The sequence below is a fragment of the Calidithermus chliarophilus DSM 9957 genome (genome assembly GCF_000430045.1).
GTDB classification, from domain to species: domain Bacteria; phylum Deinococcota; class Deinococci; order Deinococcales; family Thermaceae; genus Calidithermus; species Calidithermus chliarophilus.
In genome coordinates, this window is record NZ_KE387023.1 from 1,947,549 (window position 1) to 1,971,495 (window position 23,947).

Annotated in this window: 22 protein-coding genes and 1 riboswitch; of the genes, 12 read left to right on the forward strand and 10 right to left on the reverse strand. The window is 69.8% G+C overall.

Annotated features, from left to right (window positions below; translation table 11 throughout):
* The coding region (locus MEICH_RS0109610) for an ATP-binding protein (protein WP_036218477.1) at positions 1 to 1,601 on the forward strand (1,601 nt) is incomplete at its 5' end.
* 90 nt (positions 1,602 to 1,691) lie between these two features.
* Complete coding sequence (locus MEICH_RS0109615) at positions 1,692 to 2,888, forward strand: PEGA domain-containing protein (protein WP_027892442.1); 1,197 nt, start codon at positions 1,692 to 1,694, stop codon at positions 2,886 to 2,888.
* A gap of 93 nt (positions 2,889 to 2,981) precedes the next feature.
* Here the strand turns inward: MEICH_RS0109615 and MEICH_RS0109620 are convergent, their stop codons facing one another.
* Positions 2,982 to 3,632, reverse strand: coding sequence for an FAD-binding oxidoreductase (locus MEICH_RS0109620; RefSeq protein ID WP_174422433.1), 651 nt, complete (start codon positions 3,630 to 3,632; stop codon positions 2,982 to 2,984).
* Positions 3,633 to 3,811: 179 nt separating this feature from the next.
* Between MEICH_RS0109620 and MEICH_RS0109625 the strand changes: the two genes are divergently transcribed.
* The 10 genes from MEICH_RS0109625 to MEICH_RS0109670 all read left to right on the forward strand — a co-directional run bounded on the left by MEICH_RS0109625 (position 3,812) and on the right by MEICH_RS0109670 (position 13,329).
* Complete coding sequence (locus MEICH_RS0109625) at positions 3,812 to 5,239, forward strand: PEGA domain-containing protein (protein ID WP_027892444.1); 1,428 nt, start codon at positions 3,812 to 3,814, stop codon at positions 5,237 to 5,239.
* 373 nt (positions 5,240 to 5,612) lie between these two features.
* Positions 5,613 to 5,751: riboswitch (SAM riboswitch) on the forward strand.
* Between the two features lie 128 nt (positions 5,752 to 5,879).
* Complete coding sequence (locus tag MEICH_RS0109630) at positions 5,880 to 6,446, forward strand: hypothetical protein (protein ID WP_051304076.1); 567 nt, start codon at positions 5,880 to 5,882, stop codon at positions 6,444 to 6,446.
* Positions 6,443 to 6,979, forward strand: coding sequence for an adenylyl-sulfate kinase (cysC, locus tag MEICH_RS0109635; RefSeq protein ID WP_027892446.1), 537 nt, complete (start codon positions 6,443 to 6,445; stop codon positions 6,977 to 6,979). The genes MEICH_RS0109630 and cysC overlap by 4 nt, the downstream gene beginning before the upstream one ends.
* Positions 6,976 to 7,674: a phosphoadenylyl-sulfate reductase gene (locus MEICH_RS24410; RefSeq protein ID WP_051304077.1), complete on the forward strand. Its 699-nt coding sequence runs from the start codon at positions 6,976 to 6,978 to the stop codon at positions 7,672 to 7,674. Before cysC ends, MEICH_RS24410 begins: the two co-directional genes overlap by 4 nt.
* Before the next feature lie 103 nt (positions 7,675 to 7,777).
* Positions 7,778 to 8,938 (forward strand): sulfate adenylyltransferase, encoded by a 1,161-nt coding sequence (gene sat, locus MEICH_RS0109645; protein WP_027892447.1) that lies wholly within the window; start codon positions 7,778 to 7,780, stop codon positions 8,936 to 8,938.
* A 1-nt stretch (position 8,939) separates the two neighbouring features.
* Positions 8,940 to 9,689 carry a sulfite exporter TauE/SafE family protein gene (locus tag MEICH_RS0109650; RefSeq protein WP_027892448.1) on the forward strand — a complete coding sequence of 250 codons (750 nt, stop codon included), beginning with the start codon at positions 8,940 to 8,942 and terminating at the stop codon, positions 9,687 to 9,689.
* Positions 9,690 to 9,692: 3 nt separating this feature from the next.
* Positions 9,693 to 10,406 carry a precorrin-2 dehydrogenase/sirohydrochlorin ferrochelatase family protein gene (locus tag MEICH_RS24415; RefSeq protein ID WP_245587639.1) on the forward strand — a complete coding sequence of 238 codons (714 nt, stop codon included), beginning with the start codon at positions 9,693 to 9,695 and terminating at the stop codon, positions 10,404 to 10,406.
* Complete coding sequence (cobA, locus tag MEICH_RS24420; RefSeq protein WP_051304078.1) at positions 10,403 to 11,218, forward strand: uroporphyrinogen-III C-methyltransferase; 816 nt, start codon at positions 10,403 to 10,405, stop codon at positions 11,216 to 11,218. The genes MEICH_RS24415 and cobA overlap by 4 nt, the downstream gene beginning before the upstream one ends.
* A gap of 8 nt (positions 11,219 to 11,226) precedes the next feature.
* Positions 11,227 to 11,640, forward strand: a complete 414-nt coding sequence (locus MEICH_RS0109665; RefSeq protein ID WP_027892449.1) for a DUF4395 domain-containing protein — start codon at positions 11,227 to 11,229, stop codon at positions 11,638 to 11,640.
* A 9-nt stretch (positions 11,641 to 11,649) separates the two neighbouring features.
* On the forward strand, positions 11,650 to 13,329 hold the full coding sequence (locus MEICH_RS0109670; protein WP_027892450.1) for an NADPH-dependent assimilatory sulfite reductase hemoprotein subunit: 1,680 nt from the start codon (positions 11,650 to 11,652) through the stop codon (positions 13,327 to 13,329).
* Positions 13,330 to 13,519: 190 nt separating this feature from the next.
* On the opposite strand, the gene MEICH_RS0109675 is transcribed toward MEICH_RS0109670, so the two are convergent.
* The 9 genes from MEICH_RS0109675 to MEICH_RS24435 form a co-directional block, all read right to left on the reverse strand.
* A complete protein-coding gene (locus MEICH_RS0109675; protein WP_027892451.1) occupies positions 13,520 to 13,900 on the reverse strand; it encodes a VOC family protein in 381 nt (126 codons plus the stop codon).
* A 99-nt stretch (positions 13,901 to 13,999) separates the two neighbouring features.
* Positions 14,000 to 15,301, reverse strand: coding sequence for a cytochrome b (locus tag MEICH_RS0109680; protein WP_027892452.1), 1,302 nt, complete (start codon positions 15,299 to 15,301; stop codon positions 14,000 to 14,002).
* A 23-nt stretch (positions 15,302 to 15,324) separates the two neighbouring features.
* The gene (locus MEICH_RS24425; RefSeq protein WP_084542257.1) at positions 15,325 to 15,999 is read right to left on the reverse strand and encodes a QcrA and Rieske domain-containing protein; all 675 of its coding nucleotides are present in this window, start codon (positions 15,997 to 15,999) and stop codon (positions 15,325 to 15,327) included.
* Between the two features lie 15 nt (positions 16,000 to 16,014).
* Positions 16,015 to 16,506, reverse strand: a complete 492-nt coding sequence (locus MEICH_RS0109690; RefSeq protein ID WP_027892453.1) for a hypothetical protein — start codon at positions 16,504 to 16,506, stop codon at positions 16,015 to 16,017.
* Between the two features lie 14 nt (positions 16,507 to 16,520).
* Complete coding sequence (locus MEICH_RS0109695) at positions 16,521 to 17,327, reverse strand: c-type cytochrome (protein WP_027892454.1); 807 nt, start codon at positions 17,325 to 17,327, stop codon at positions 16,521 to 16,523.
* 172 nt (positions 17,328 to 17,499) lie between these two features.
* Complete coding sequence (locus tag MEICH_RS0109700; protein WP_027892455.1) at positions 17,500 to 18,261, reverse strand: sugar phosphate isomerase/epimerase family protein; 762 nt, start codon at positions 18,259 to 18,261, stop codon at positions 17,500 to 17,502.
* Between the two features lie 521 nt (positions 18,262 to 18,782).
* Positions 18,783 to 19,949: an ABC transporter substrate-binding protein gene (locus MEICH_RS0109705; RefSeq protein ID WP_157202822.1), complete on the reverse strand. Its 1,167-nt coding sequence runs from the start codon at positions 19,947 to 19,949 to the stop codon at positions 18,783 to 18,785.
* A 334-nt stretch (positions 19,950 to 20,283) separates the two neighbouring features.
* Complete coding sequence (locus MEICH_RS27085; RefSeq protein ID WP_157202696.1) at positions 20,284 to 22,647, reverse strand: di-heme oxidoredictase family protein; 2,364 nt, start codon at positions 22,645 to 22,647, stop codon at positions 20,284 to 20,286.
* A gap of 598 nt (positions 22,648 to 23,245) precedes the next feature.
* A partial coding sequence (locus tag MEICH_RS24435; protein ID WP_036218478.1) for a Smr/MutS family protein occupies positions 23,246 to 23,947 on the reverse strand: 702 nt, incomplete at its 5' end.

The following is a 23,947-nucleotide window of genomic DNA, read 5'->3' on the forward strand; positions in this document are numbered from 1 at the left end:
GGCGCGCCCCGGCCCCGGTGCTGGCGCTGCACGCGCTGGCCGCCGAGGAGTGGCCCCGCGCCTACGACCACCTGCTCGAGGCGGGCGCCCAGGCCATGCAGGTCTACGCCTGGCGCTCGGCGGCCGAGTTCTACGAGCAGGCTCTCGAGCTCGTCCGGCGGCCGCCGCCCGGGCTCGAGCCCGTCGAAAGGCTGCGCCGCCGCCACAACCCCGTCGCGCGCCTGGCGAGCTTGTACTCCACCCTCAACGAGTGGGGCCGCCAGCACAAGCTGGCGCTCGAGGCGGTCGAGCTGGCCCGCTCGCTGGGCGACCCCCTGCTGCAGGCACGCGCCCTCAGCCTGCTGGCGGGCAAATACGAGATCGCCGCCCCCGAGCAGGCCCTCGAACTCTACCGCGAGGCCTACGCCCTGGCCGAACGCTCCGGCGACGCCGAGACGCTGCTGTCGGTCAAGATCAGCCTCGCCGGCGTCGCCGAGGGCCAGGGCGCCGACGACTGGGAGGAGTACCGCCGCCTGGAGGAACTGCTCCCCGCCGCGCGCGCCCTGGGGCCCTCCCACGAGTCGTGGTGCCTGGGCCGCATGGCGATGATCCAGCAGACCCTGGGGGACTGGGCCGGGGCGGTGGAGAACTGGCGGCGCAGCTTCGCGGTCGAGACCCAGCCCGACCTCGAGATCCAGACCCACTACGGCCACCTGCGCAGCGGCCTGGCCTACATCCAGGAGAACCTGGGGATCTGCGCGCTCAACCAGGGCGACCTGGCGCTGGCGCTGGAGGCGCTCGAGAAGGCCTACCGCATCAAGCAGGAGGTCGATGACAACCCCACCTACGTCGCGGTCGCCGGGTCCTTCCTGAGCTTCGCGCTGCTCGAGGCCGGGCGGCTGGAGGAGGCCCTCGAGCTCGCCGGGCACAGCCACGCCCTGGGCTGGGAGCGCACCGGCCACCCGCAGTTCCGGGTCTTCTACGCGCTGGCGCTGGGCATGGCCCGCCAGGCCCTGGGCGAGCTCGAGGGGGCCCGCGCCGCCTTCGGGGCCGCGCTGGGGGCCGTCGGGACCATGCCCGCTGCGCTGTGGGGCTGGTGGGGGAGGCTCTACCTCGACTTCCTGCACAGCCACCTCTGCGCCAACGCCGCGCTGGCGGGGGACTGGGAGCGGGCGCTGGGGCACGCCCTCGAGGCCCTGGAGTTCCGGGCGGCCCGCAGCTACGAACGGGGCGCTCACACCCCCCGGCTGCCGCTGTGGCTCGAGACCGAGGCCCTCCTGCGCGGGGGCGAGGCGGAGCGGGCGCGGCAGGCCCTGGGGCGCCTGGGCGCGGCGGTGCAGCCCGGCGAGCGCCTCGAGATCACCTGGTCGCGGGCCCGGGCGGCCCTGCTGGGTTGGGAGGGGCGGCGGGCCGAGGCCCTCGAGCTGCTCGAGCAGGCCCAGCGGCAGGCCCGGTCCCTGGGCCTGCGGGGGGAGTGCTGGAGCCTCGAGGTGCAGAAAGCCCGTGTCGAGCGCCGAAAAACCCTAGAGCCCAATTGGTTCGCCCTGGAGGGCCTGGACCTTTCCCAAGGACGCGAAAAAGCCCTCCGCGAGCAAATTGAGAGCTTCCTGATGACCGACTGAGCGTTAGCCAACGAATAGCTCAACCCCACCTGAAGGCTTTTTCACGAAGCTGAAGCGGCGTTTCCTACCCTGAGGCTCGGAGGTGGAACCATGAAGCGAGCGATAGCTCTCCTGTTGCTGGGGATGCTGGCTTACGCCGAGCCCCAGATAAGCCCGCAGCGCATCATCGTCAACCCCGTTCCCACCGACCTTCAGGTGCGGGTATGGGTGGACAAGGACCCCGGCAAGAGCGGCAACCCCGTCTACGAGAACGGGGAACAGATCTCCATCGGCGTGCAGGTCAACCAGGACGCCTACGTGTACCTGCTGAGCATCGACGCGGGCGGCGACATCAACCCCATCCTGCCCAACCGCTTCGACGACGACAACTTCCTCCGCGCCAACGAGTCGCGGCGTTTCCCGCCCCAGGGCGCCCGCTACACCTATAACGTCAGCGGCCCCAACGGGCAGAACCGGGTGCTGGCCGTGGCCTCCAAGCGCAAGCTCGACATCGGCCGGGTGCTCGACGTCGCCAACAACTACCAGCCCCGCGTGCAGGGCGACCAGCTCGGCCGCACCATGGCCATCGTGGTCAACCCGGTCCCCGACCAGGAGTGGACCAGCGACGTGGCCTTCTTCACGGTCGGCCGCAGCCAGCCCCAGCCGCAGCCCCGTAACGGCACCCTCAACATCAACTCCAACCCCCAGGGCGCCGAAGTCTTCATCGACGGGCGCTCGGTGGGCCGCACCCCCCTGCGCATCACCCTCGAGCCCGGCCGCTACCGCCTGGAGTTCGTGCTGAATGGCTACGAGCGCTCGGGCATGGACGTGCGGCTCGACCCCGGCGAGAACGCCACCGTCACCCGCGACCTCACGCCGGTGGCGCGGCGCAACGCCACGCTGGTCATCGACACCAACCCCCAGGGTGCGCAGGTCCTGATGGACGGCCGTAACATCGGCACCACCCCGCTTCGCGTGAGCGTGGCCCCCGGCACCTACCGGCTCGAGTTCGTCCTCGGCGGCTACGAGCGCTCCGGCATGACGGTCCGGGTCGACCCCGGCGAGACCATGCGCGTCGAGCGCAACCTCAGCCCCGTGGCCGGCATCATCGAGTTCTACTCCAACGTCGACGCCATCGTCTACGTCGACGGCAAGGAAGCGGGCCGGACCAAGAACGGCTACCTGCGCCTGCGGCTCAACCCGGGCGAACGCCAGATCGTGGCGCTGGCCCCCGGCTACCAGGTCTTCGTGACCAACGTGCGCGTCGGCGGCAACCAGACCATCCGCGCCAACCTCAGCCGCCTGTAGCGATAGGCTTCCTGCGGAAGCCGCTAATGGCCCATAGCCGATAGCTGTTTGACATGATGGCTTAGGGTGAGCCACCGGGAAATCCCCGGTGGCTCACAGCGCTTCGGCCAGGACCTCGAAGGCTTTGGGGATTGGCGGGGGCTTGCCCCCGTCGGCCCAGTTCATGCGCAGGTCGCGGACAGGCCCCTCGCCCACCCCCATGCCGCCGGGGAACAGCGGGCGGTAGTCCAGCGGCCCGGCCACGGCCTCCCCGCCGAAGGCCGCCGTGAAGGCGGCCACCTCCTTGGGGTGCCCGAAGGTGAAGGCGTAGAGGGTCTCGCCCTCCTGCCACACGAAGCGGGGCTCGAGCGCCAGCGGCTCCAGCCGCCCTGCCCTCCGCACGAACGCGCGCTCCCTGCCCGGGCGCAGCCGCAGCGTGGCCTGGAGCAGCGTCCCCAGCGCGCCGAAGCTCCCCACGAAGGGGCGCACCAGGTCGTAGCCCTGCACGTTCTTCACCACCCGCCCCCCGGCCCGCAGCACCCGCCCCTTGGGGGTGCAAAACTCCAGGCCCAGCACCTCGGCGGCGAAGAAGAAGTTCTGGCCGAAGCCCCCGCGCCCCAGCAGCCCCCCCAGCCCGTCCGGCAGCTCTACCGGCGGGAAGGGGGGGTAGAGCCCCGGGGGGAGCGCCTCCCAGATCTCCAGCAGCGGCGTGTCGCCGGTGGCTACGAGGTACTGGTCGTCGGCGGAAATTTCCAGCACAGCCATGGCCCCTACCTTACCCCAGCGGCCCGCCGCGCCCAAGGTGGGCTTACCCTGGGAAAGCTATGAGTTGGGTGAAGAATCCGATGAGCGTGGAATGAAACAGGGCGTGACTTAAACCCCGGATGACGGCATTCTCATGAAGTTGAAGAAAGGTGCCCTAGGCTATGCTCGGAGGTGAGCAGATGAAGCGTGCTATAGCGCTGTTAATGCTGGGTCTGGGCCTGGTAGCCCACGCCGAGCCCCAACTCAGCCCTCAGAACATCGTCGTCAACCCCGTACCCACCGAACTGCAGGTACAGGTCGGGGTGGACCGTGACCCCGCCGGGCGTGGCAACCCCGTCTACCAGATCGGCGAGAAGATCGTGGTCAACGTCTCGGTGAACCAGGACGCCTACGTCTACCTGTTCGGGGTCTACCCCAACGGGGAGATCTCGCCCATCCTGCCCAACCCCTACGACCGCGACAACTTCCTGCGCGCCGGCGAGACCCGCCGCTTCCCGCCCGTGGGTGCTCGCTACGAGTTCACCATCGACGGCCCCGAGGGCCAGCACCGGGTGCTCGCCCTCGCCAGCAAGCGCCCGCTCAACGTCGGCAGCATCATCGACTCGAGCCTGCGCCCGCTGGTGCGCGGCGCGGACGCGCTGGGCCGGGCCATCGCCATCGTCGTCGATCCCATCCCGGACCAGGATTGGGTCACCGACATCACCTTCTTCACCGTGGGCCGTAGCCAGCCGCAGCCCCAGCCCATCACCGGCACCCTCAACATCACGTCCAGCCCGCAGGGCGCCCAGGTCTTCGTGGACGGGCGGCTGGTGGGCAACACCCCCATCTCCGTCAGCGTGCAGCCGGGCCGCCACGACATCGAACTGCGCCTCGCCGGCTACGACACCTACCGCACCTCGGTCAACGTGGGGCTCGGGCAGGTCATCAGCGTCAACGCCACCCTCGAGCGCCCCCGCCCGGCCACCGGCACCCTGGTGGTGAACTCGAGCCCCCAAGGCGCCCAGGTCTTCATCGATGGCCGCCTGGTGGGCAACACCCCCATCTCCGTCAGCCTCAACCCCGGCCGCGCCGACGTGGAACTGCGCCTCGACGGCTACGACGTCTTCCGCACCTCGGTGGTGATCAACCCCGGCCAGACCACCTCGGTCAACGCCAACCTCAACGCCCAGCGGCGCACCGGCGTGCTCAACGTGACCTCCAACCCCAGCGGCGCCGACGTCTACATCAACAACCAGCGCGTGGGCCGCACCCCCTACTCGGTGCAGCTCAACGAGGGCACCTACGACCTGCGCGTCAGCCTCCCCGGCTACGCCGACTACCGCACCACCGTGCGCGTCGACCGCAACCAGGAGACCCGCATCAACGCCCAGCTCGCCCCGCTGCGCGCCCAACTGACCATCTCGAGCAACGTCGAGGCCCGGGTCTTCGTCGACGGCCGCGAGGTCGGCACCGTCGGCTCCGGCGGCAGCGTGCGCTTCGAGGTCGACCCCGGCCGTCACCAGGTCGTGCTCATCGCCCCCGGCTACCGCGCCTTCGTCACCGAGGTCAGCCTGCGCAGCGGCGAGAACGAGACCATCCGCGCCAACCTCAGCCGCTTGAACTTCTAAGCCCTACAGCGGGAAAAGGCCCAAGGACCGGGGTACTCGCCCCGGTCCTTTGCCGTCAGCTCCTGGCTCGTGGTTACCCCTCCCCAACCCTCCCCTCCGGAGGGGAGGGTTTATCCCCCCTGGCCCCCCTTGCTAAGGGGGGAACAAGGCGTCTCGCGTCTTGCGTTTTGCGTATTGCGTTTTGCGTACGACGTAGGACGTACGACGTACGACCTGTGCTCGGCTATCGGCTATCGGCCATCGGCTATCAGCTATCGACCATCGACCATCGACCATCGACCATCGACCATCGACCATTGTTTACAAGTTTTGTCACTTATGCTAGCCTACCTTCCATCCCGGCTCGAGCCGGGACGGGTGCAACACCACCCAGGTCTTATCCAGAGCAGCGGAGGGAACGGCCCTGTGAAGCTGCGGCAACCTGTAGGGGCTTTCAGCCGGCAAGCTGAAGCGTCTCTGCGTAGGTGCCAATTCCGGCCCGGGCATCGGACGGAGCTCGGGAAAGATGAGGAGGTCTTCGTGTCGAAGCAAGTTGCCATGAACCCTAACCCGCGCGTGCTTTCGTGTTCCGGGCGCTGTCGTCGCTCCAGCTCTTTCGCTGGCCATCGGCACCTGGAATCTTCGTTCATGGGGGCACACCGTGGGTCTGCACGAGTTCGAATCGGTCCATAAGCCAAAGCAACAACCCGCCCGCCCGGAGGGGCTCGCCGGCGGCGACCGCGTGTGGGGCGAGGTGCGGCGCCCGGGGATGGGCTACCGGGTGCAGCTTAGCTGGGACGGGCGGCGGCTGGCCGGGCGGCTGGGCGGGGCGATCTTCGGGGAGAACGTGTACCTCGAGGCCTTCGCGGGCCAGCTCCTGGGCTCGGTCGCGAGCAGCGGGCGCGTCCTCACGCTGCACGCGCAGCTCGAGGGCAGCCGCCTCCAGCTCCGGCTGGTGGGCCTGGACCAGGGGGCGCGGGCGGTGCTCGAGCTCCACGGCGACCGGGCCTCGGGCACCTTCGACCTCGGGGGGCAGGCGCACCTGGTCGAGATCGGCTTCTCGGCCGCGCAGGCGCTGGCCCGCGTCGGCGGCGAGCAGGAGGTGCTGCTGCACCACCCCGGCTTCCCGGCCTGGGTGCTGGCGGTGGCGGCGCTGACGGCCGACGTGGCGGCCCGCAACGCCTGGCGGGTGCTGCTCGACAGCTACACGGGTTGGGCGCAAGCATGAGCGGGGCGGTGATCTGGTTCACCGGGCTCTCCGGCGCGGGCAAGACCACGCTGGCGAGGGCCCTCGAGGTCCACCTCTACGAGGCGGGCCAGAAGGTCGAGCACCTCGACGGCGACGTGGTGCGCGAGCACCTGTCGAAGGGGCTGGGCTTCAGCCGCGAGGACCGCGACGCCAACATCCGGCGCATCGGCTTCGTGGCCAACCTGCTCGCCAAGCACGGCGTGATCGTGCTGGTGAGCGCGATCAGCCCCTACCGGGCTACCCGCGAGGAGGTGCTCGCGCAGGCGCCGCGCAAGCTCGAGGTCTTCGTGGACGCGCCGCTGGAGGTGCTGGTGAAGCGCGACGTGAAGGGGTTGTATGCCCGGGCCCTGAAAGGGGAGATCGCCAACTTCACCGGGATTTCCGACCCCTATGAGCCCCCTTTGAACCCCGACCTGCACCTGAGGACCGACCGGCTCAGCCTGCAGGAGAGCCTCGACCGGCTGCTGGGGGCGCTCGAGCGCCTGGGGATCGAAGCGCGGGTGAGGGCGTGAAAACGACGCCGAACGCCCGACGCCAGGCGCCGGCCCCCGGCACCTGGGACGCGCAGACCGATCCCCTGGTCGTCATCCGGTGGGCGCTGGAGGAGTACCCCGACCTGCTGATGCCCAGCGGGTTCAACCTCAACGGCGTGGTGCTCATCGACCTGGCGGCCCGGGCGGGCTACGCCGGCGAGGTGGTGTTCGTGGACACCGGCTACCACTTCCCCGAGACCCTGCAGACCCGCGAGCGCCTCGAGGCCCGCTACCCCCAGATGCGCTTCGTCACCCTGAGCGCCGGGCTGGGCGAGGAGCCCTGGGGCGAGGAGCGCTACCGCTCCGACCCCGACGGCTGCTGCGCCGCGCGCAAGGTGGCGCCCCTGCGGGACTACCTCGCGCTCAAGCAGCCCCGCGCCCTGCTGAATGCCCGCAGCCGGGACCAGGCCTCCACCCGCGCCGCCCTCGGCTTCCTCGAGCCCGGCGAGCGATTGCGCGTCAACCCGCTGGCCTACTGGGACCGCGAGCGGCTCGAGGCCTACGCCCGGGCGCACGACCTGCCCGTCAACCCGCTGTACTGGTCGGGCTTCCTGAGCATCGGCTGCTGGCCGTGTACCCGGGCGGTGCGCCCCAGCGAGGACGCGCGGGCGGGCCGCTGGGACGGCAAGGGCAAGGCCGAGTGCGGGCTTTGGGTGGGGGAGAAGGCGCTTTAGGGCGCTCTTCATAGGGTTTGAGCCGATAACCGCGAGACCGAGACCTTACCGTTATGGAAAAGTTGATAAATCTTGTCTACAAAAGCTTTGGGGAGGTTCACCCGTGAGCCGCTGGAGCCACAAGGGCGTCGCGCCGCACGGGGGCGTCCTGGTGAACCGCCTGGTGCAGGCCGACCCCCGCGAGTACGCCCACCTCCCCGCGCTCGAGCTCTGTGAGCGGGGGTACGCCGACCTCGAGCTCATCGCCACGGGCGTCTACTCCCCGCTCGAGGGCTTCCTGGGCGAGGCCGACTACCGGAGCGTGGTCGAGCACATGCGCCTGGCGAACGGCCTGCCGTGGAGCCTCCCCATCACCCTGAGCGTGCCCGCCGACGAGGCCCGGCAGTACCGGGGCGCGGTACGCCTGACGCGGGGCGGCGAGACGGTGGGGCTGCTGGAGGTCGCGGAGCAGTACCGGCCCGACCGCCGCGAGGAGGCCCTCGAGGTCTACCGCACCGCCGACCCCGCCCACCCCGGCGTGGCCGCGCTGCTGGCCCAGGGGGAGGTCAACCTGGCCGGGCGGGTGAGCCTGCTGCGCCTGTCGCGCGGGGAGTTCCCCGAGCACCACTACACCCCCCTCGAGACCCGCCGGATCTTCCACGAGCGCGGCTGGGGGACGGTGGTGGCCTTCCAGACCCGCAACCCCATCCACCGCGCCCACGAGTACCTGCACAAGGTGGCGCTCGAGCACGTCGACGGCCTGTTCCTCAACCCCCTGGTCGGCGCGACCAAGTCGGACGACGTGCCCGCGCGGGTGCGGATGGAGGCGTACGGGGTGCTGCTCGAGCGCTACTACCCCAGGGAGCGGGTGCTGCTGGGGGTCTATCCGGCGGCCATGCGCTACGCCGGGCCGCGCGAGGCCGTGCTGCACGCCATCAGCCGCAAGAACTACGGCTGCACCCATTTCATCGTGGGGCGCGACCACGCGGGCGTGGGCAGCTACTACGGCACCTACGACGCGCAGGAGATCTTCGGGGCCTTCCGCCCCGAGGAGATCGGCATTCAAATCCTCAAGTTCGAGCACACCTTCTACTGCCGCACCTGCGGTTCCATCGTCTCCCCGCGCACCTGCCCGCACGACGCCGCGCACCACCTGGTCCTCTCGGGGACCCGCGTGCGCGAGCTGCTGCGCTCGGGCGCGCCGCTGCCGCCGGAGTTCACCCGTCCCGAGGTGGCCGAGGTGCTGCGGGCGGCCTACGAGGCCGGGCCGGTGAGGAGCGCCTGACATGCTCGAGATCCTCCTCGGCTTCGCCATTGCCGTCAGCATCGGCCTCTCGGGGGTGGGCGGCGGCACCCTCACGGCCCCGGTGCTCATCCTCTTCCTGGGCGTCGCCCCCGAGGTCGCGGTGGGCACGGCGCTGCTGTTCTCGGTCTTCGCCAAGATCCCGGCCGGGCTGGTCTACCTCGCCCGGCGGCAAGTCAACCTGCGGGCGCTGGGCTGGCTGCTGGCGGGGGGCGTGCCCGCGGTGGCGGCGGGCAGCCTCCTGCTGGGCGCGCTCAAGGGCCACAAGGACGCCGTGCTGGTGGTCATCGGCCTGACCATCGTCGCCGTGGCCCTGATCAACCTCTTCCTCACCGCCCGGAAGGTGCGGCCACGCAACCTCCACCCGGCCTGGGTGGTCCTGGCCGCGGCTTTCATCGGGCTCGAGGTGGGCTTCTCCTCGGCGGGCGCGGGCGCGCTGGGCACCTTGCTGCTCATGAGCGGGACCCGCCTTCCGCCCGGGGCGGTCGTGGGCACCGACATCTGGTTCGGCCTGACCCTGGCGGCGGTGGGGGGTGGGCTGCACGCGGCGCTGGGCCAGGCCGACTTCTCCCTGCTGCTCAAGATCGCCGCCGGCGGCCTGCTCGGCTCCCTGGCCGGGGCCTGGCTGGCCCAGCGGATCGCCCAACACCCCTTCCGGCTGGGGCTGCTGCTCTGGCTGATGTTCATCGGCTCGCACCTGGTGCTCCGGGGCGCGCCGAGCCTGGCGAGGTGAACGATGAACCCGACCCCGACCCACATGTACTACCCGGTGATGCTGGACTTGCGAGGCCGCCCCGTGCTTTTCGTGGGGGGCGGCTGGGAGACGGAAGCCAAGGTCAGGGGCTTGCTGGAGGCGGGCGCCGAGGTGACCTTGCTCTCCCCCTTCGAGCACCCCGGCCTCGAGCCCCTCGTCCACAGCGGTCGGATCAGCTGGCTGCGGCGGGGGTACCGGCGGGGGGACCTGGCGGGCTTCCGGCTGTGCTTCGCCCACCCCCCCGACCGCTCGCTCAACGCGCTCATCGCCCGGGAGGCCCGGGAGCGGGGGGTGTGGCTCAACGCGGTGGACGACCCCGCCCGCTGCGACCTCATCCTGCCCGCGGCCCACCGGCAGGGCGACCTGGTGGTCGCGGTCTCCACCGGCGGGGCCGCCCCCGCCCTGGGGGTGCGCATCCGGCAGCGGCTGGCCCGGGAGTACGGCCCCGAGTACGCCCCCTACCTCGAGCTGCTGCGCTCGCTCCGGCCGGTGGTGCTGCAAACTTATCCCCACGACTTCGAGGCCAGAAAGGCCGCCTGGTACCGCATGGTCGACAGCCCGGCCCTGGGGCTGCTGGCGCTGGGCGAACCCGAGAGCGCCAGGGGGGTCCTGCTCGAGGCCCTGCGCCGTCACCACGACCACGACCACGACCACCACCACCACCACAACGCACCGGAGTTGGAGGTGCCTTCGTGAGCGCGGGCCGCAGGGGTGAGGGCGGGGGGGGGAAGAGGGGCAAGGTCTACCTGGTGGGGGCGGGGCCGGGGGACCCCGAGCTGCTGACCCTGCGGGCAGTCCGGGTGTTGCAGGAGGCCGAGGTGGTGCTCCACGACCGCCTGGTCAGCCCCGCGGTGCTGGAGTTGGTCAACCCCCTGGCCCGGCTCCTTTACGTGGGCAAGGGGCCGGGCGAACAGGACAGGGTGCAGCAGCTCATCTTCCAGCAGCTGCTCTGCCACGCCCGGGCCGGGCGCAAGGTGGTGCGGCTGAAGGGGGGCGACCCCATGGTCTACGGCCGGGGCGGGGAGGAGTGGCTGTTCCTGGCCCAGGAGGGGGTCGAGGTGGAAGTGGTGCCCGGCGTCAGCTCCTCCCTGGCCGTGCCCGGGCTGGCCGGCATCCCCCTCACGTTGCGGGGAGTGGCGGGCGGCTTCGCGGTGCTCTCGGGACACGGACAACACGGCCAGGCTCAGGGGGGAGTGGGAGGGCTGCCCGACTTCACTCCCTATGCCAGGGTGGACACCCTGGTGGTGCTGATGGGGGTGGGGGAGCGACTTCGCATCGCCCGAGAGCTGTTGCAGGCCGGGCGCAGGGCCGATGAGCCCGTGGCCTTCATCGAGAAGGGCTCCACCCCCGAGGAGCGGGTGGTGCTCTCCACGCTGGGTGCCGTGGCCAGGGGAGAGGTCGCAGTCCAACCCCCCGCCGTGTGGGTCATCGGGGAAGTCGTGCGGGTGCGGGAGCAACTCGAAGCGCTCGAGCGGGCCGCGCGGCCGGTCACGGCGGCCTCGAGTTAGGAGAAGTCATGGAAAAAGCTCAATTCACCGATCAGAACCAACTTCGCTTCAACCAGTCGCTGCTGGCGGCCACGATCCCGCTGGCCTTCGCCCTGAACCTGGCCTGGCCGGTCGCGCTGCTGTTCGTGCTCATGGCCTCGCAACACCTGGGGTTTGACGCCCTGGCCTGGCTCAAGCGGAGCCTCAGCGTCCGGCCGCGCCTGACCCACGAGGACCCCCGGCCCCACCGCTTCGCCCGCACCGTGGGCGCGGTGTTCCTGGGGCTTGCCACGCTGGCGTTCGGGCTCGAGGCCTGGGCCGTGGGCTGGGTCCTGGCCTTCGCGGTCGCGGCGCTGGCCCTGCTCAGCCTGACCACCCGCGTCTGCGTGGGCTGCTTCCTGTACTTCCAGCTGCGCATGTTCCAGCACCGCCTGAGCCGTTAGGAGCCGCCGATGTCCGAAGCCAAGCTGTCCAAAGTCGAGCACGTCAAGATCGCCAGCAACCGCTTGCGCGGGCCCGTCGACGCCGAGCTCCACGACGGCACCGACCACTTCAGCGAAGAGGGCTACCAGATCCTCAAGTTCCACGGCATCTACCAGCAGGACGACCGCGACGTGCGCAAGGCGAGAAAGGCGCAGGGCCTGGGGCCCGACTACTCCTTCATGATCCGGGTGGCCATCCCCGGAGGGGTGCTCACGCCCGAGCAATACCTCGCCCTCGACCGCCTGGCCGACGAGCTGGGCAACGCCACGCTGCGCGTCACCACCCGCCAGGCCATCCAGTACCACGGCGTGCGCAAGGGCGGCCTCAAGCCCCTGATGCAGGTGCTCAACCGCAACCTCCTCACCACCCTCTCGGCCTGCGGCGACGTGGTGCGCAACGTCGTTGCCTGCCCGGCCCCCTTCGCCGACCGCCAGCGCGCCGAGCTGATGCGCTATGCCAAGGAGCTCTCCGACCGGCTCAAGCCCAAAAGCCGCGCCTACTACGAGATCTGGCTCGACGGGGAGAAGGCGGCGAGCCTCGAGGAGCATGAGCCGCTCTACGGCGACACCTACCTGCCACGCAAGTTCAAGATCGGCTTCGCCTTCCCCGGCGACAACTGCGTGGACGTGTACACCCAGGACGTCGGCATCGTGCCCGTGGTGGAGGGGGAGCGCCTCGAGGGCTTCACCCTGCTGGTGGGCGGCGGGCTCGGCCAGAGCCACGGGGCCAAGGACACCCACCCGGTGCTGGCGAAGCCCCTCGCCACCGTGCCGCCCGGGCAGCTCTTCGAGGTCGTGGAAGCGATCGTTAGGGTGCAGCGCGACCACGGGCGCCGCGACGACCGCAAATTCAGCCGCATGAAGTATCTCGTCGAGGCGTGGGGCCTCGAGCGCTTCAAGGCCGAGGTCGAGCGCTACGTGGGCTACGCCCTGCCCGAGGCCCGGCCGCTGGCGTGGCTCTCGGGCGACGACCACCTCGGCTGGCACGCGCAGGGCGACGGCAAGCTGTTCTTCGGGCTGTTCGTGGAGAACGGGCGGGTGAAGGAGAACCTGCGCGCGGCGATCCGCGAGGTGGTGCGGCGCTTTTCCCCCGAGGTGCGCCTCAGCGCCCAGCAGAACATCCTCTTCGCCGGCATCGACCCCGCCGACCAGGCCGCCGTCGAGGCCGTCTTCCGCGACCACGGCGTCGCGCTCCCCGGCAGCATCCCGCTGGCGGTGCAGAACGCCATGGCCTGCCCGGCGCTGCCCACCTGCGGCCTCGCCATCACCGAGAGCGAGCGGGTGATGCCCGAGGTGATCCGCGAGATCGACGGGGTGCTGGCGCGCCTCGAGCTCCACGGCGGCCCCGTCCCCCACGTCCGCATGACCGGCTGCCCCAACGGCTGCGCCCGCCCCTACAGCGCCGAGGTGGGCCTGGTGGGCCGCAGCCTCAACTCCTACACCGTCTACCTGGGCGGCAGCCACCTGGGGACCCGCCTGGGCCAGGTCTACCTCGACAACGTCAAGCGCGAGGAGATCGCCCGCCGCCTCGAGCCCCTCCTCACCGCCTACAAGCACGAGCGGCTCGAGGGCGAAGCCTTCGGCGACTACTGCCACCGCGTAGGCGTGGAGGCCCTGAGGGAGCGCTTCGCCGACCTGGCGTCGGTGTAGGGGGTGGGGGCTCGTGGTAAATCCCTCTCCGGCGGCGGGGAGGGTTTATCCCCCCCGGCCCCCCTTGCTAAGGGGGGTGACAATGCGTCTGGCGTCTGGCGTCTGGCGTCTGGCGTCTGGCGTACGGCGTACGACGCCCGACCCGCGCCCGGCTATCGGCTATCGACCATCGACGTACCACGCACCCCCCTCACAACGGCGCGAACAGATCCACCGTGTGCCCGTCCGGGTCCTTGACCACGGCGTAGCGCTGACCCCAGAAGGCGTCCCACGGTGCTTTGTGGCCCTGGTAGCCGGCCTCGAGCAGTTCGCGGTAGAGCGCGTCCACCGCGGCGGGGCTTTCGCAGAGGTAGGCCCCGGCGTGCTGGGGGTGGAACTCGTAGGCGGGGTCGAAGCTCCGGATGACCTCGAGGCTGTCCCAGGCGAAGCGCAGCCCGCCGGGCAGGGTCACCTCGACGTGGCCCTCGTTCTCGGCGCCGGGCGGGAAGTCGAAGCCCAGGCGGCGGTAGAACTCGAGCGAGGCCCCCATGTCGCGCACCACCAGTCCGATCAGGTCCAAGCGTGGTTTCATAAATAACCTCCGGTGTTTTGCCCTAAGCATAATCCAGGGGCCGATGGGAGTCAAAGAAAACCTCCCCGTTCTCGGGGAGGTTCAGGAGACTGCGGCGGCTCAGTCGTCGGCGGCCGAGGCCCGGCCCGTGAACTCGATCTCCACCTCGCGGCTGCGGTAGGCGGCCTTCATCAGGATGTAGCTGATGATGTAGGTGAGGATCGGGGCCACGATCAGCAGCACCCACAAGATGGCGATCAGCGTGCCCGAGCTGAGGTTGGGGTTGGCGTTGAGGAAGTCGATCTTGTAGCCCGCCAGGGTGGCCATGATGTAGAACATCAGCATCGCCAGGACGAAGCTGGTGCGGCGGGGGTGCTGGCTGGGCAGCTCGAGGTAGCGCTGCTTCTCCTTCTGGGGCTCGAGGAAGGGGATGGCCATGGCGCCCAGGATGATGAGGGTGGGCACCAGGATGCCGCCCACGAACTGCGGCCCGAAGTTGGCCCCCAGGATCTTGAGGTCCCACTGCGGCAGGATCTGCAGGATGCCATAGATCCACATGAAGTACCAGTCGGGCTTGACGCTGGGGGTGTTGGGGGTGGGCGGGCCGAAGGCCTCGACCGGGTGGGCCAGGAAGGCCCCGGCGATGAAGGTGGTCACCGCGACGTAGACCAGGAAGAGCACGCCCATCATCACCGCCTGCTGCGGCATCGCGGGCACTCCCAGGATGCGGCCGGGGGCCACCTTTTCGGCGTACTTAGGCTGGGTGTGCTTCTGCTTGACCATCAACAGCAGGTGCGCGCCGATCATGGCGAGCAGCAGAAGCGGCAGCCACAGCACGTGGATGGAGAAGAGGCGCGGGATGGTCTTGGTGTTGGAGGCCTCGAGCTCGCCCGCGAAGAGGATCGCCGACATGGCCTTGCCCAGCCAGGGCGCGGCCTCGCCGATGTGGTAGCCGATGCCGGTGGCGGTGAGGGCGTAGTTGTCGAAGGGCAGGGCGTAGCCGGTGAAGGCGGTGACGATGGCCAGCACCAGCAGCACGATGCCGATGAGCCAGTTGAGCTCCCGCGGCTTCTTGTAGGCCCCGGTGAGGTGGATGCGCAGCATGTGCAAGAAGGCCGCCGCGATCATGATGTGGGCCGACCAGTGGTGCAGCGAGCGCAGCACCGCGCCGAAGGGCAGCGAGTCGATGTAGAGGATCGAGGCGTAGGCCGCGGGAACGGGGTCGTTGTAGCCCTCGATCTTGACCGGGCGGGTCGAGGGTTCGTAGTTGAGGGTGAGGAAGATCCCGGTCAGCACCAGCACCACGAAGGCGAAGAGGGTGATCTCGCCGAGGAAGAAGGAGTGGTGCACCGGGAATGCCTTGCGCAGGAATTTGGTGTTGAGCCTGCTCAGGTCGAGGCGTTCATCGAGCCACTGGTACATTCAAGCCTCCTGTCGACTCAAGGCTATACCCGGCGAATGCCGTCGTCTGTAGCGGCCTCCACCCCGATGGGGCGGGTGGGTTCGCCCGCGATGACGATCCGGTTGTTCTCGAGCTTGATGGGGAACTGGCCCAGGGGCTTAGGAGCCACGATCAGGGCTTTTCCGCTCTCCTTGGGGTCGTACAGGGCGCCGTGGCAGGGGCAGAGCATGAGCTGCTTGTCGGCCACCCAGTTGCTCACCACGCAGCCCAGGTGCTTGCACACCCCGGAGTACACCACCACGCCCTCGGCGGCGAGCTTGGCCGTCTCGGCGTCGAGGGTGCCGGGGTCGAGCTTCATGACCAGCAGGGTGTTCTTGAGTTCGGCCCCCTTGACCACCTGGCTCTCGGGGTTCATGGGGTAGGCCACGATCATCTCGGCACCGGGCTTGAGCTCGGCCGGGTTGATGGGCTGGCCCCGCTTGGGGCCTTGCGAGTAGACGAGAACGTCCCCCTGCGCGATGGGCTCGCGGTCGGGGGTGATCTCCTTCTTGGGGATCAGTCCCGCCCCTACGTAGAGCGTGGACAGCACCGCCGCCCCGGCCCCCATCCCGATGGCGGCCTGCAGCACCGCCCGCCGGGTGGCGTGGGCCTCGGGGGCTTCGGGCTCGAGCGCGGCCTCGTGGCCGTGCGCGTGCGTGTCGTGGTCGTGATCAGCCATTGCTCATCCCTTCCCTTACCAAGGGAACTCGCCCTTTTCGTCCTCGGCGAGCACTTCCTCGGCCATGAAGAACTTCTTGTAGATCGCGATCAGCAGGGCGATGATCAGCATCATCGCCGCGAAGAGGCCCCCCTGCAGCCAGGTGGGCGGGGGGAACTCGGCCTCCTTGTTGGCGGCCAGCACCAGGGTGCGCACGAACAGGCCCGAAGCGGCCGCCAGGGCCAGGGAGAGGATCACCCCGGCCACCACCGGCACGCTGCTGGCCTCGGGCTCGTGCTTGCCGGGGCGCAGCTCGGCGCCCTCGAGCCAGTTGGACAACAGCCCGATGAAGCCGTACATGAACAGCACGGCCCCGAAGGCCATCAGACCGATCTGGCCCACGGTGAGCTCGGCGGGGGTGTGCCCAGAGAGGGCCGCCACGCGCTGGGTGACCAGGTAGGCCATGTAGAACAGCGCGATGGCGAAGATGATCGCGAAGGCGGGGACTACAGTGTCGTTACGGTACATCCCGTACCTCCTCCTCAGCGGTGGGCCTTGGCGTCTTCGACGGTGGCGGGGCCGAAGTTGTTGCCCCAACTGTTCATGACGTAGGTGGCGACGGCGGCTACTTCCTCGTCGGAGAGCTGGGAGAAGCCGGGCATGGCGCCGGTGTAGGTCTGGCCGCCGACCTCGATGGTCTTGCCCTGCAGGCCCTTGACGACCACCTCGGTCACGTACTTGGCGTCGGAGAGGTGGGGGTTGTTGGCGAGGGGCGGGAAGGCGCCGGGCAGACCCGCGCCGTTGGCCTGGTGGCAGCCCGCGCAGTTGGCCTGGTACACGCCCTCGCCCTTCTTGATCAGCTCGGCGCTCACCGCGCCGCCGGTGGCGCCTTCGCCGGCGCCGGCGGTGCCTTCACCGTGGCCCGCGCCGCCCGCCGCGGCGTTCTTGCTCACTTCCTCGACGATGGTGTCGGGCACGGCGGTGAGGGCGAAGAAGCCCCAGATGCCCAGCAGCAGCAGCACGGTCACGGCGGCGGCGGCCAGGCCGGGGAAGCGCTCGCGGGGCGGCTTGATGTTGGGGTCGCCTATGCGGACGGTCATCTCGAGGTCGCCGCTGACCTCCTTGCCGTCCTCGAGGCCCTGCAGCATCACGCCCGGCAGGTTCTTGACCTTGAAGTGTTTCTCCTGCACCTCGCGTCCGCCGCCCTTGTGGTAGGTGACGATGCGGAGGCTGTGCTCGCCGTCGGGGAGCGAGCGGGTGTCGATCTTGACTTTGAAGGGGGGATCTTTGAGCACCTGAACGGGCTCGCTGGCGTCGTTGAGATAGACTTCGATGCGTTCGATGGGCATGAATGGATCCTCCTGGCCTTCCTCTCTTTGGGCGGTGAGAGGGACTGGGCACTGCGCACTAGCTTACCAAGAGCCGCGCCCAGACACTACTCCAGTTCAAAGGGTAGAAGAGGCCAGCAGGTCAAATGTCCCTTGTCAAGAGCCTGTAATGCCCATCACGGTTGGCGGATTTTCAGACAGATCGCAGCAATTGCACGCTCTGCTCGATGCCCTCAGGCCCTCCGGTGACCTCGAGCGCGATGGTGCCGTCGAAAGCGCGCAGTTGCTCCTTGACCCACGCCCAGTCCACGCGGCCCTGCCCCACCGGCAGGTGGCTGTCGCGGTCGCCGTGGTTGTCGTGCAGGTGCCAGTGGATCAGGCGGGGGGCGAAGCGCTGGTGGTAGGCCTGGGCCTGCCCGTCCTTGCCCTCCACCAGGGCGTGCCCCACGTCGAGGCAGAAGCCGTAGGCGGGGTGGGCCTCGAGCACGGCGGCCAGCTCGTCGGTGCCCTGGAGGAGGTCGGAGGGGGTGAGCGCCAGGTTCTCCAGCGCCACGGGGAGGGGGAGGGGGGTGAGGGCCTGCAACGCCTCGCCGAGGTAGCGGCGGGCCACCTCCAGCGCCAGGGGCAGGCGCACGGCCACCTTGCCGGTGTGGAGCACGCCGCAGTGGGCCTGTAGGGTGTGGGCGAACTCGAGGCTGCGCTGCACGCGCTCGAGGGAGAGTTTGCCCACGGCGGGGATCAGGCTGGCGAGGTTGAGGTCCACGAAGGGCAGGTGCACGGTGAAGCCCACCCCGGCGGCGCGGCCCATCTCCAGGAGTTGCCGGGCGGAGGGGAGGCGGGGGTCCATCTCGTGGAGGTCGTAGGGGATCTCGAGGAACAGGCCCAGGCGGGCGGCGAGGTCGAAGGATTGGGGATAGTCGAGGCCAGCGGTAGAGGTGCTGAAACCAAGCTTCATAAGGGTTGCCTGCTCTAGCCTACCGCGCCAAGCCCCCTCCATGCGCAAAACTGGCTCGCCTGCGTCCTGGAGCGGGCTAAACAAGGTTGCTTCCATCTGTCGGGGGAGGGGGTGTGTTGCAGTGCTGTGGTTTGGTGTCCCCTGCTCCGCCGTCGGAGGGTGTAGGGGGAGGCCATTCCACATGGCGAGGGCATCGCGGTACGCGACCCGGCATACGCCGGAAACCTGCTCCCCCTCGCACCCTCCGAGGGACTCCAGGTTACCGGCAAGGCCGGTATGGCCTGCGGCCACCCCCTAGCAGACATGCCGCCGGCCCTGGCGGCATGCTCGTCTGCGCCACCTCCCTCACCCCCTCCCGCGTGAGCCGCGGGAACACGGCCAGGGCGGGCAGCGACCATCGAGCGGATGTCCCCTGGGGAGTGGGGCTGTAGTTGGCTTATAGGCCGGGCACAACCCCAGTGGACGATTCATCCCAACAAGGCGTTCAGCTATCGACCATCGACCATCGACCATCGACCCCCTCACCTAACCGCTTCCGCCTTCCGCTGTGCCTCCTCGAGCGCCTGCCGCGCCGGGACGCCGCCTTTGAGGGCGCGCTCGAGGGCTTCCTCGAGGAAGTTGCGCCAGGTGGCGAATTGGGGGACGCGGGGGCGGGGCTGGGCGTAGGCGATCTGTTCGAAGGCGACCTTGCGGTAGGGGTTCTCGCGGTAGAACTTCTCCAGCAGTGGGGTGGCCGACTTGCGCAGGGGGACGTAGTAGGAGGCCTGGACCCAGCGGGCCACCACCTCGGGCTCCATCAGGTACTTCCAGAACTCCACCGCGCCCCGGACCTCCTCGGGCCGGGCGCCCTTGACCACCACGAGTTGGGCCCCGCCCAGAGGCACCTTGCCGCCGGGTTCGCGGGGGACGGGGGCGACGCCGAGCTTGAAGGCGAAGGAGAAGTTCTCGGCGGCGGGCCAGTTGGCGATGGAGGCGAAGACCATCATTCCCTTGGTGCGCACGAAGTCGAGCTGGGCGAAGGTGCTCTCGGCGAGGTTGCGGGTGGTGATAAAGCCGCCCTTGCTCAGGTCCTGGAGGAACTCGAGCGCCTCCACGACCTCCTTGGAGGTGAAGGCCGGGCGCCCGTCGCGCGTGACGAGGTTGCCGCCCCGGCTCGTCACCATGGCCTCGAAGGTCCACGACTCCGAGAGGGCGATGAAGCCCTTGGAGGAGCGGCTGGTGAGGGCGCGGGCCACGTTGCCGAACTCGGCCCAGGTGGCGGGCACCTTGAGGCCCTTGGCGCGGAGCTGGTTCTCGTTGAAGAACAGCACCGGCGTCGAGGTGTTGAAGGGCAGCCCGTAGCGCTTGCCACCGATGACGCCGTACTCCCAGGCGGCCTCGTAGAGGTCGTCGGTGAGGGCTTTGGGCACGGCGGCCACGGCCTCGTCGAGGGCGACCGCGGAGCCCTCGGCCACCAGCTTGGGGAAGAACACCACTTCCGACTGGAACAGCGTAGGCCCCGACCCCGAGCGCAGCGCCGCCACCAGCCTGCTCTCGGCCTCGCGGTAGTCGCCCACGTAGCGCGGGGCCACCCGGAATTCGCGCTGCCTGCCGTTGAACTCCTTGGCGAACTCGTCGATGGCCCTCCCGGCGGGGCCGTCCATCGCGTGCCAGAAACTCACTTCCACCTGGGCCAGGCTCAGGCCCATGAACACTGCCGTCCACACCAGCACTCGCTTCACGTCGCCTCCTGGGGTTTTGCGCGAGCCCATTCTAACTGGGCGGAGGGGAACGGATGGGGAGAGGCTGTCAGCGCCGAACGCCGGGCGCGGGGCGTGCGTCGTACGCGAGACGCTAAACGCCGAACGCAAAACGCCAAACGCCAAACGCAAAACGCAAGACGCAAGACGCAAAACGCAAAACGCCTTGTCACCCCCCTTAGCAAGGGGGGCTGGGGGGGATAAACCCTCCCCGCACGCGGGGAGGGGCTCCTTTCACCACAAGCCACGAGCCTTTCGCTGACGGCTGACTGCTTCCTGCTGTTCAAAGGCTCTTCAGGAAGTCCACCAGTGCTTGCCGCTGGGTGGGGGTGAGGCTGAGGAAGTTGGTGCGGGCTTTTTCGGCTTCGCCGCCGTGGGCGGCGATGGCGCTCTCGAGGTTGTTCGCGCGGCCGTCGTGCAGGAAGCGCTGGCGGGAGGCGAGGCCCCACAGGGGGGCGGTGCGCCAGTCCTTGCCGCGGGCTTCGCCCTGGGGGAGGCCGTCGTCGAGGAGGGGGCCCATGTCGTGCAGAAGCAGGTCGGAGTAGAGGGGGACCCCGCCCAGGTTGGGGGTGTGGCAGGCGGTGCAGCCGGCGGAGGCGAAGAGCCGCTCGCCCTCGCCCTGGGCCGTCCTGGGGCGCAGGGGCTCGAGGCTCCGCACGAAGGCGGTGAGGGCGGCGACGACCTGGCCGTCGTCCTCGAGGCGGCCTAAGTCGCCCGGGCAGCGCTCCTTGGCGGTGAGGAAGTCCTCGGGGGCGACGGGGTTGGTGATGCCGTGCTCGTTGCGCAGGGCCAGGCCCACGAACTGCTCGAGGCTCGCCACGTCGGCCTTCCAGCCGTAGCGCCCGACCCGCTTCACCCCGTCGGGCCCGGTCACCCAGTTGGGGCGGCCCTGCACGCCGCCTTCCTTGGGCACCGCGCCCGCCAGGATCACGGCCTCGGGGATGCGGTCGACGAGGCCCATGCCGTAGAGCGGGGGGGTGATGCGGATGGAGCTAAGGTTCGCCCCGGCGGGGATGCCGGGGCTTTGGGAGCAGGAGAGGCCGAGCTCACTCACCGAGTGGGCCCGGGCCACGGGGCCTCCCCCGCCGATCAGGGGGTCGAACTTGCCCCCGCTCAACCGGCCGACGAAGGTGGCGAGCCCCAGCCCGTCGGGCGCCACGCCCCCCGCGGTGGGGGAGGCGTGGCACTCGGCGCAGGAGCGGGCGTTGAACAGCGGGCCCAGGCCCTCGCCAGGGGTGAAGGCGTGCTTGAAGAGCGCGGCGCCCTTGGCCACGAGGTCGGAGGCGGGCGTGCTGGCCGCGCCGCTGGCCCCGAAGGCGGGAAGCTCGACCACCGCGCCGCGCAGGCCGGGGTACTGGGGCAGCTCGCCGCTGACGCTGACGTAGATCTTCTGGGCGTCGCTCGAGACCGCGATCCCCGCCAGGCGGCCCCCGCCCAGTACGCCGGCCCCGGCCACCTCCACCCGGCGCACCGCGACCACGGTGCCGTTCTGCCGGACGCGCACGATGGTGCCGTTGCCCCGGTTGAGCACGTAGAGGTCGGAGTTGCCGGCCAGGGTGGTGTTGGAGGCGAAGCCGGGGTTAGCGACCTCGGGCACCGCCGGGGCGAGGTCGATGGGCAGGCTGAACTCGGGCACCTGGATGCGCCGCTGCCGGGCGACGTAGAACACCTTGCCGTCGTCGGCGAGGGTCAGGGCCACGACCGCGTTGCCCAGGGGGTCGGCGACGTAGATGATGCGGTCGGGCACCCAGTTGAACACCATGCCCGCGCGGGTCGGGACCTGCTCGGTGGAGTCGCCGTCCTTGGGGGTGAGCGCGGTGAGGGGGCGGATGGTGCCGGCCGGGGCCAGCCCGTCCACGCCCTTCTCCACGTGGACCTGGGCGATGCGGCCGTCGGCCATGAGCACCGCGAACACCGCGCGCCCGCTCTGGTCGGGCGACTTGCCCAAAAAGGCCGTGCCCAGCGTGGCCGCGTCGAGGCCGCCGAGGAAGACCTGGGGCGTGCGGTTGGTCTGGCTGCCGCTGAACACCCCGCCCGCCACCTTGCTCGGCGCGCCGGCCAGCGGGCGCCCGTTGGGGTCGGTCACCGACTCGAAGCCCGGGCCCTTGGCCCCGTAAGGCGCACCGGTGAACCAGGGCCGCCCGAAGGCGTTGTTGATGGAGATGCCCAGCGGGTAGCTCACCGCCGGGAGGGCGGCGGTCACGGCCTGGGGGTTGTTGAGGCCGTTGACGAAGGCCGGGCTCTGGGCGGTGTAGAGCTGCACCCGTCCCCCTGCCGCCACCGCCTGCCCGTCGGCCTTGGCGAAGTCCTGCGGCACGACCACCGGCGCGTCGCCGCGCGGGTCGATGGAGAGGATGGAGCCCTCCGGCAGGTTGGCGACGGCCTTGGGCGCCCCGAAGTTGGAGCTGCTGGCGACGAACAGCCGCTCGGCCTCGAGGATCTTCCCCGCCTCGGTGAAGGCCTTGAACTCGGGCTTGTCGTGGATGGGGCCGCCGGGGTGGAAGAAGCCGATGGGGCTCAGAGCACCCACGCCCGGGATGCCTACCGCCACGACCTTGCCCGTGACGGACGGCATGCCCTGCGCCAGAACACCCCCGGCCAGGGCGAGAGCGGCGGCGAGCGCCGCGAGAACAGTTCTACGTGACAACGAAAGCCTCCTTCAGGACGCGGCACCGAATAGGGCGAGCCCGTGTGAAAACAGGGGTAGTTCAGAGATAGTGCAGGGGATAGAACGGGACGAGGTGTCCGCAAGTCCGGTGACAAGGTATTGGATGCCAGGCCACAGGTCAACGAAGGATTTCTTAAGGTTCACGCGGCAATTGGCACAAGAGGGGGCGGGAGGGAGGTGCCGGGCTTGGGGCGACGGGCTTAAGCCGTCAGCGGTCAGCGATCAGCCGTCAGCCTTCAGCGGCTCGTGGCCCGTGGCTAGTGGCTCGTGGCGTGTGGGGGTATCCCCCCCAGCCCTCCTTGCTAATACCGGATTCAAAAAGATAATCATCCGATCCAAAGAGCCCCGGAGGCTATCTTTTTGAATCCTAGAGCACTCCCTTCGGTCGGGTTGGTCCGTCACCGTTCGGTGACGGACCAACCGAATCTGGTATAAGGGGGGTGAAGAAAGGGCGTTTCGCGTATTGCGTATTGCGTTTTGCGTTTGGCGTCTCGCGTACGACGTAGGACGTACGACGTACGACCGGCGTTAGGCGTTGGGCGTTCGGCTATCAGCTATCGGCTATCGACCATCGACCCTACTTCAAATGCACCACCGTCACCCCGTGCCCCCCCTCGTAGGGCACCGCGTCGTGGAAGCTCTGCACGCGCTTGTCGCGCTTGAGGGCTTCGCGCAGGGCGTTGCGCAGGGCGCCGGTGCCCTTGCCGTGCAGCAGGCGCAGCGGGGTGGCGCCGACGGCTTTGGCCTCGTCGAGGTAGTCGTCCACGGCGAGGAGGGCCTCCTCGACGGTGAGGCCGCGCAGGTTGAGCTCGGTGTCGAAGCTCGAGCGCTGCCGCCCGCCGGCGGGGCCCTTGGGCTTGGGCTCCTCCTTGGGCTGGAGGCTGGCGAGGGGGAAGCTCACGCGCACGGCGCCCATCTGCACCACGGCCTCGGCGCCGCGCAGCTCGACGATGGTGCCCCGGCCGTACTCGGGCACGTCCACCACCGAGCCCACCTGGAGGCCCGCCTTGGCGGGGGGCTGGGGCTTGGCGGGCTTCTGGTAGCGGCTGCGCAGGTGCAGCAGCTCCTGGAGGGCCTGGCCCTGGCCCTGCGCCTTGGCCTTCTCGCGGGTCTGGCGCACCTGCTGCTGGGCCTCGAGCACTACCCGCTCGGCCTCGGCCCGGGCCGCCTCGAGCAGCTGCTCGCGGGCGGCCTCGAGCTCGTCGAGCTGCTTCTGCAGCGCCTGCCGCAGGGCCTCGGCCTCGCGGGTGGCGGCGGTGGCCTTCTCGCGGTCGCGGCG

What these genes read in the sequence shown, in the direction of transcription:
- MEICH_RS0109615 (WP_027892442.1), top strand. Translation starts at nt 1,692, where the DNA reads ATGAAGCGAGCGATAGCTCTCCTGTTGCTGGGGATGCTGGCTTACGCC.
- MEICH_RS0109620 (WP_174422433.1), bottom strand. Translation starts at nt 3,632, where the DNA reads ATGGCTGTGCTGGAAATTTCCGCCGACGACCAGTACCTCGTAGCCACC.
- MEICH_RS0109625 (WP_027892444.1), top strand. Translation starts at nt 3,812, where the DNA reads ATGAAGCGTGCTATAGCGCTGTTAATGCTGGGTCTGGGCCTGGTAGCC.
- cysC (WP_027892446.1), top strand. Translation starts at nt 6,443, where the DNA reads ATGAGCGGGGCGGTGATCTGGTTCACCGGGCTCTCCGGCGCGGGCAAG.
- MEICH_RS0109650 (WP_027892448.1), top strand. Translation starts at nt 8,940, where the DNA reads ATGCTCGAGATCCTCCTCGGCTTCGCCATTGCCGTCAGCATCGGCCTC.
- MEICH_RS24415 (WP_245587639.1), top strand. Translation starts at nt 9,693, where the DNA reads ATGAACCCGACCCCGACCCACATGTACTACCCGGTGATGCTGGACTTG.
- MEICH_RS0109665 (WP_027892449.1), top strand. Translation starts at nt 11,227, where the DNA reads ATGGAAAAAGCTCAATTCACCGATCAGAACCAACTTCGCTTCAACCAG.
- MEICH_RS0109670 (WP_027892450.1), top strand. Translation starts at nt 11,650, where the DNA reads ATGTCCGAAGCCAAGCTGTCCAAAGTCGAGCACGTCAAGATCGCCAGC.
- MEICH_RS0109675 (WP_027892451.1), bottom strand. Translation starts at nt 13,900, where the DNA reads ATGAAACCACGCTTGGACCTGATCGGACTGGTGGTGCGCGACATGGGG.
- MEICH_RS0109680 (WP_027892452.1), bottom strand. Translation starts at nt 15,301, where the DNA reads ATGTACCAGTGGCTCGATGAACGCCTCGACCTGAGCAGGCTCAACACC.
- MEICH_RS24425 (WP_084542257.1), bottom strand. Translation starts at nt 15,999, where the DNA reads ATGGCTGATCACGACCACGACACGCACGCGCACGGCCACGAGGCCGCG.
- MEICH_RS0109690 (WP_027892453.1), bottom strand. Translation starts at nt 16,506, where the DNA reads ATGTACCGTAACGACACTGTAGTCCCCGCCTTCGCGATCATCTTCGCC.
- MEICH_RS0109695 (WP_027892454.1), bottom strand. Translation starts at nt 17,327, where the DNA reads ATGCCCATCGAACGCATCGAAGTCTATCTCAACGACGCCAGCGAGCCC.
- MEICH_RS0109700 (WP_027892455.1), bottom strand. Translation starts at nt 18,261, where the DNA reads ATGAAGCTTGGTTTCAGCACCTCTACCGCTGGCCTCGACTATCCCCAA.
- MEICH_RS0109705 (WP_157202822.1), bottom strand. Translation starts at nt 19,949, where the DNA reads ATGGGCCTGAGCCTGGCCCAGGTGGAAGTGAGTTTCTGGCACGCGATG.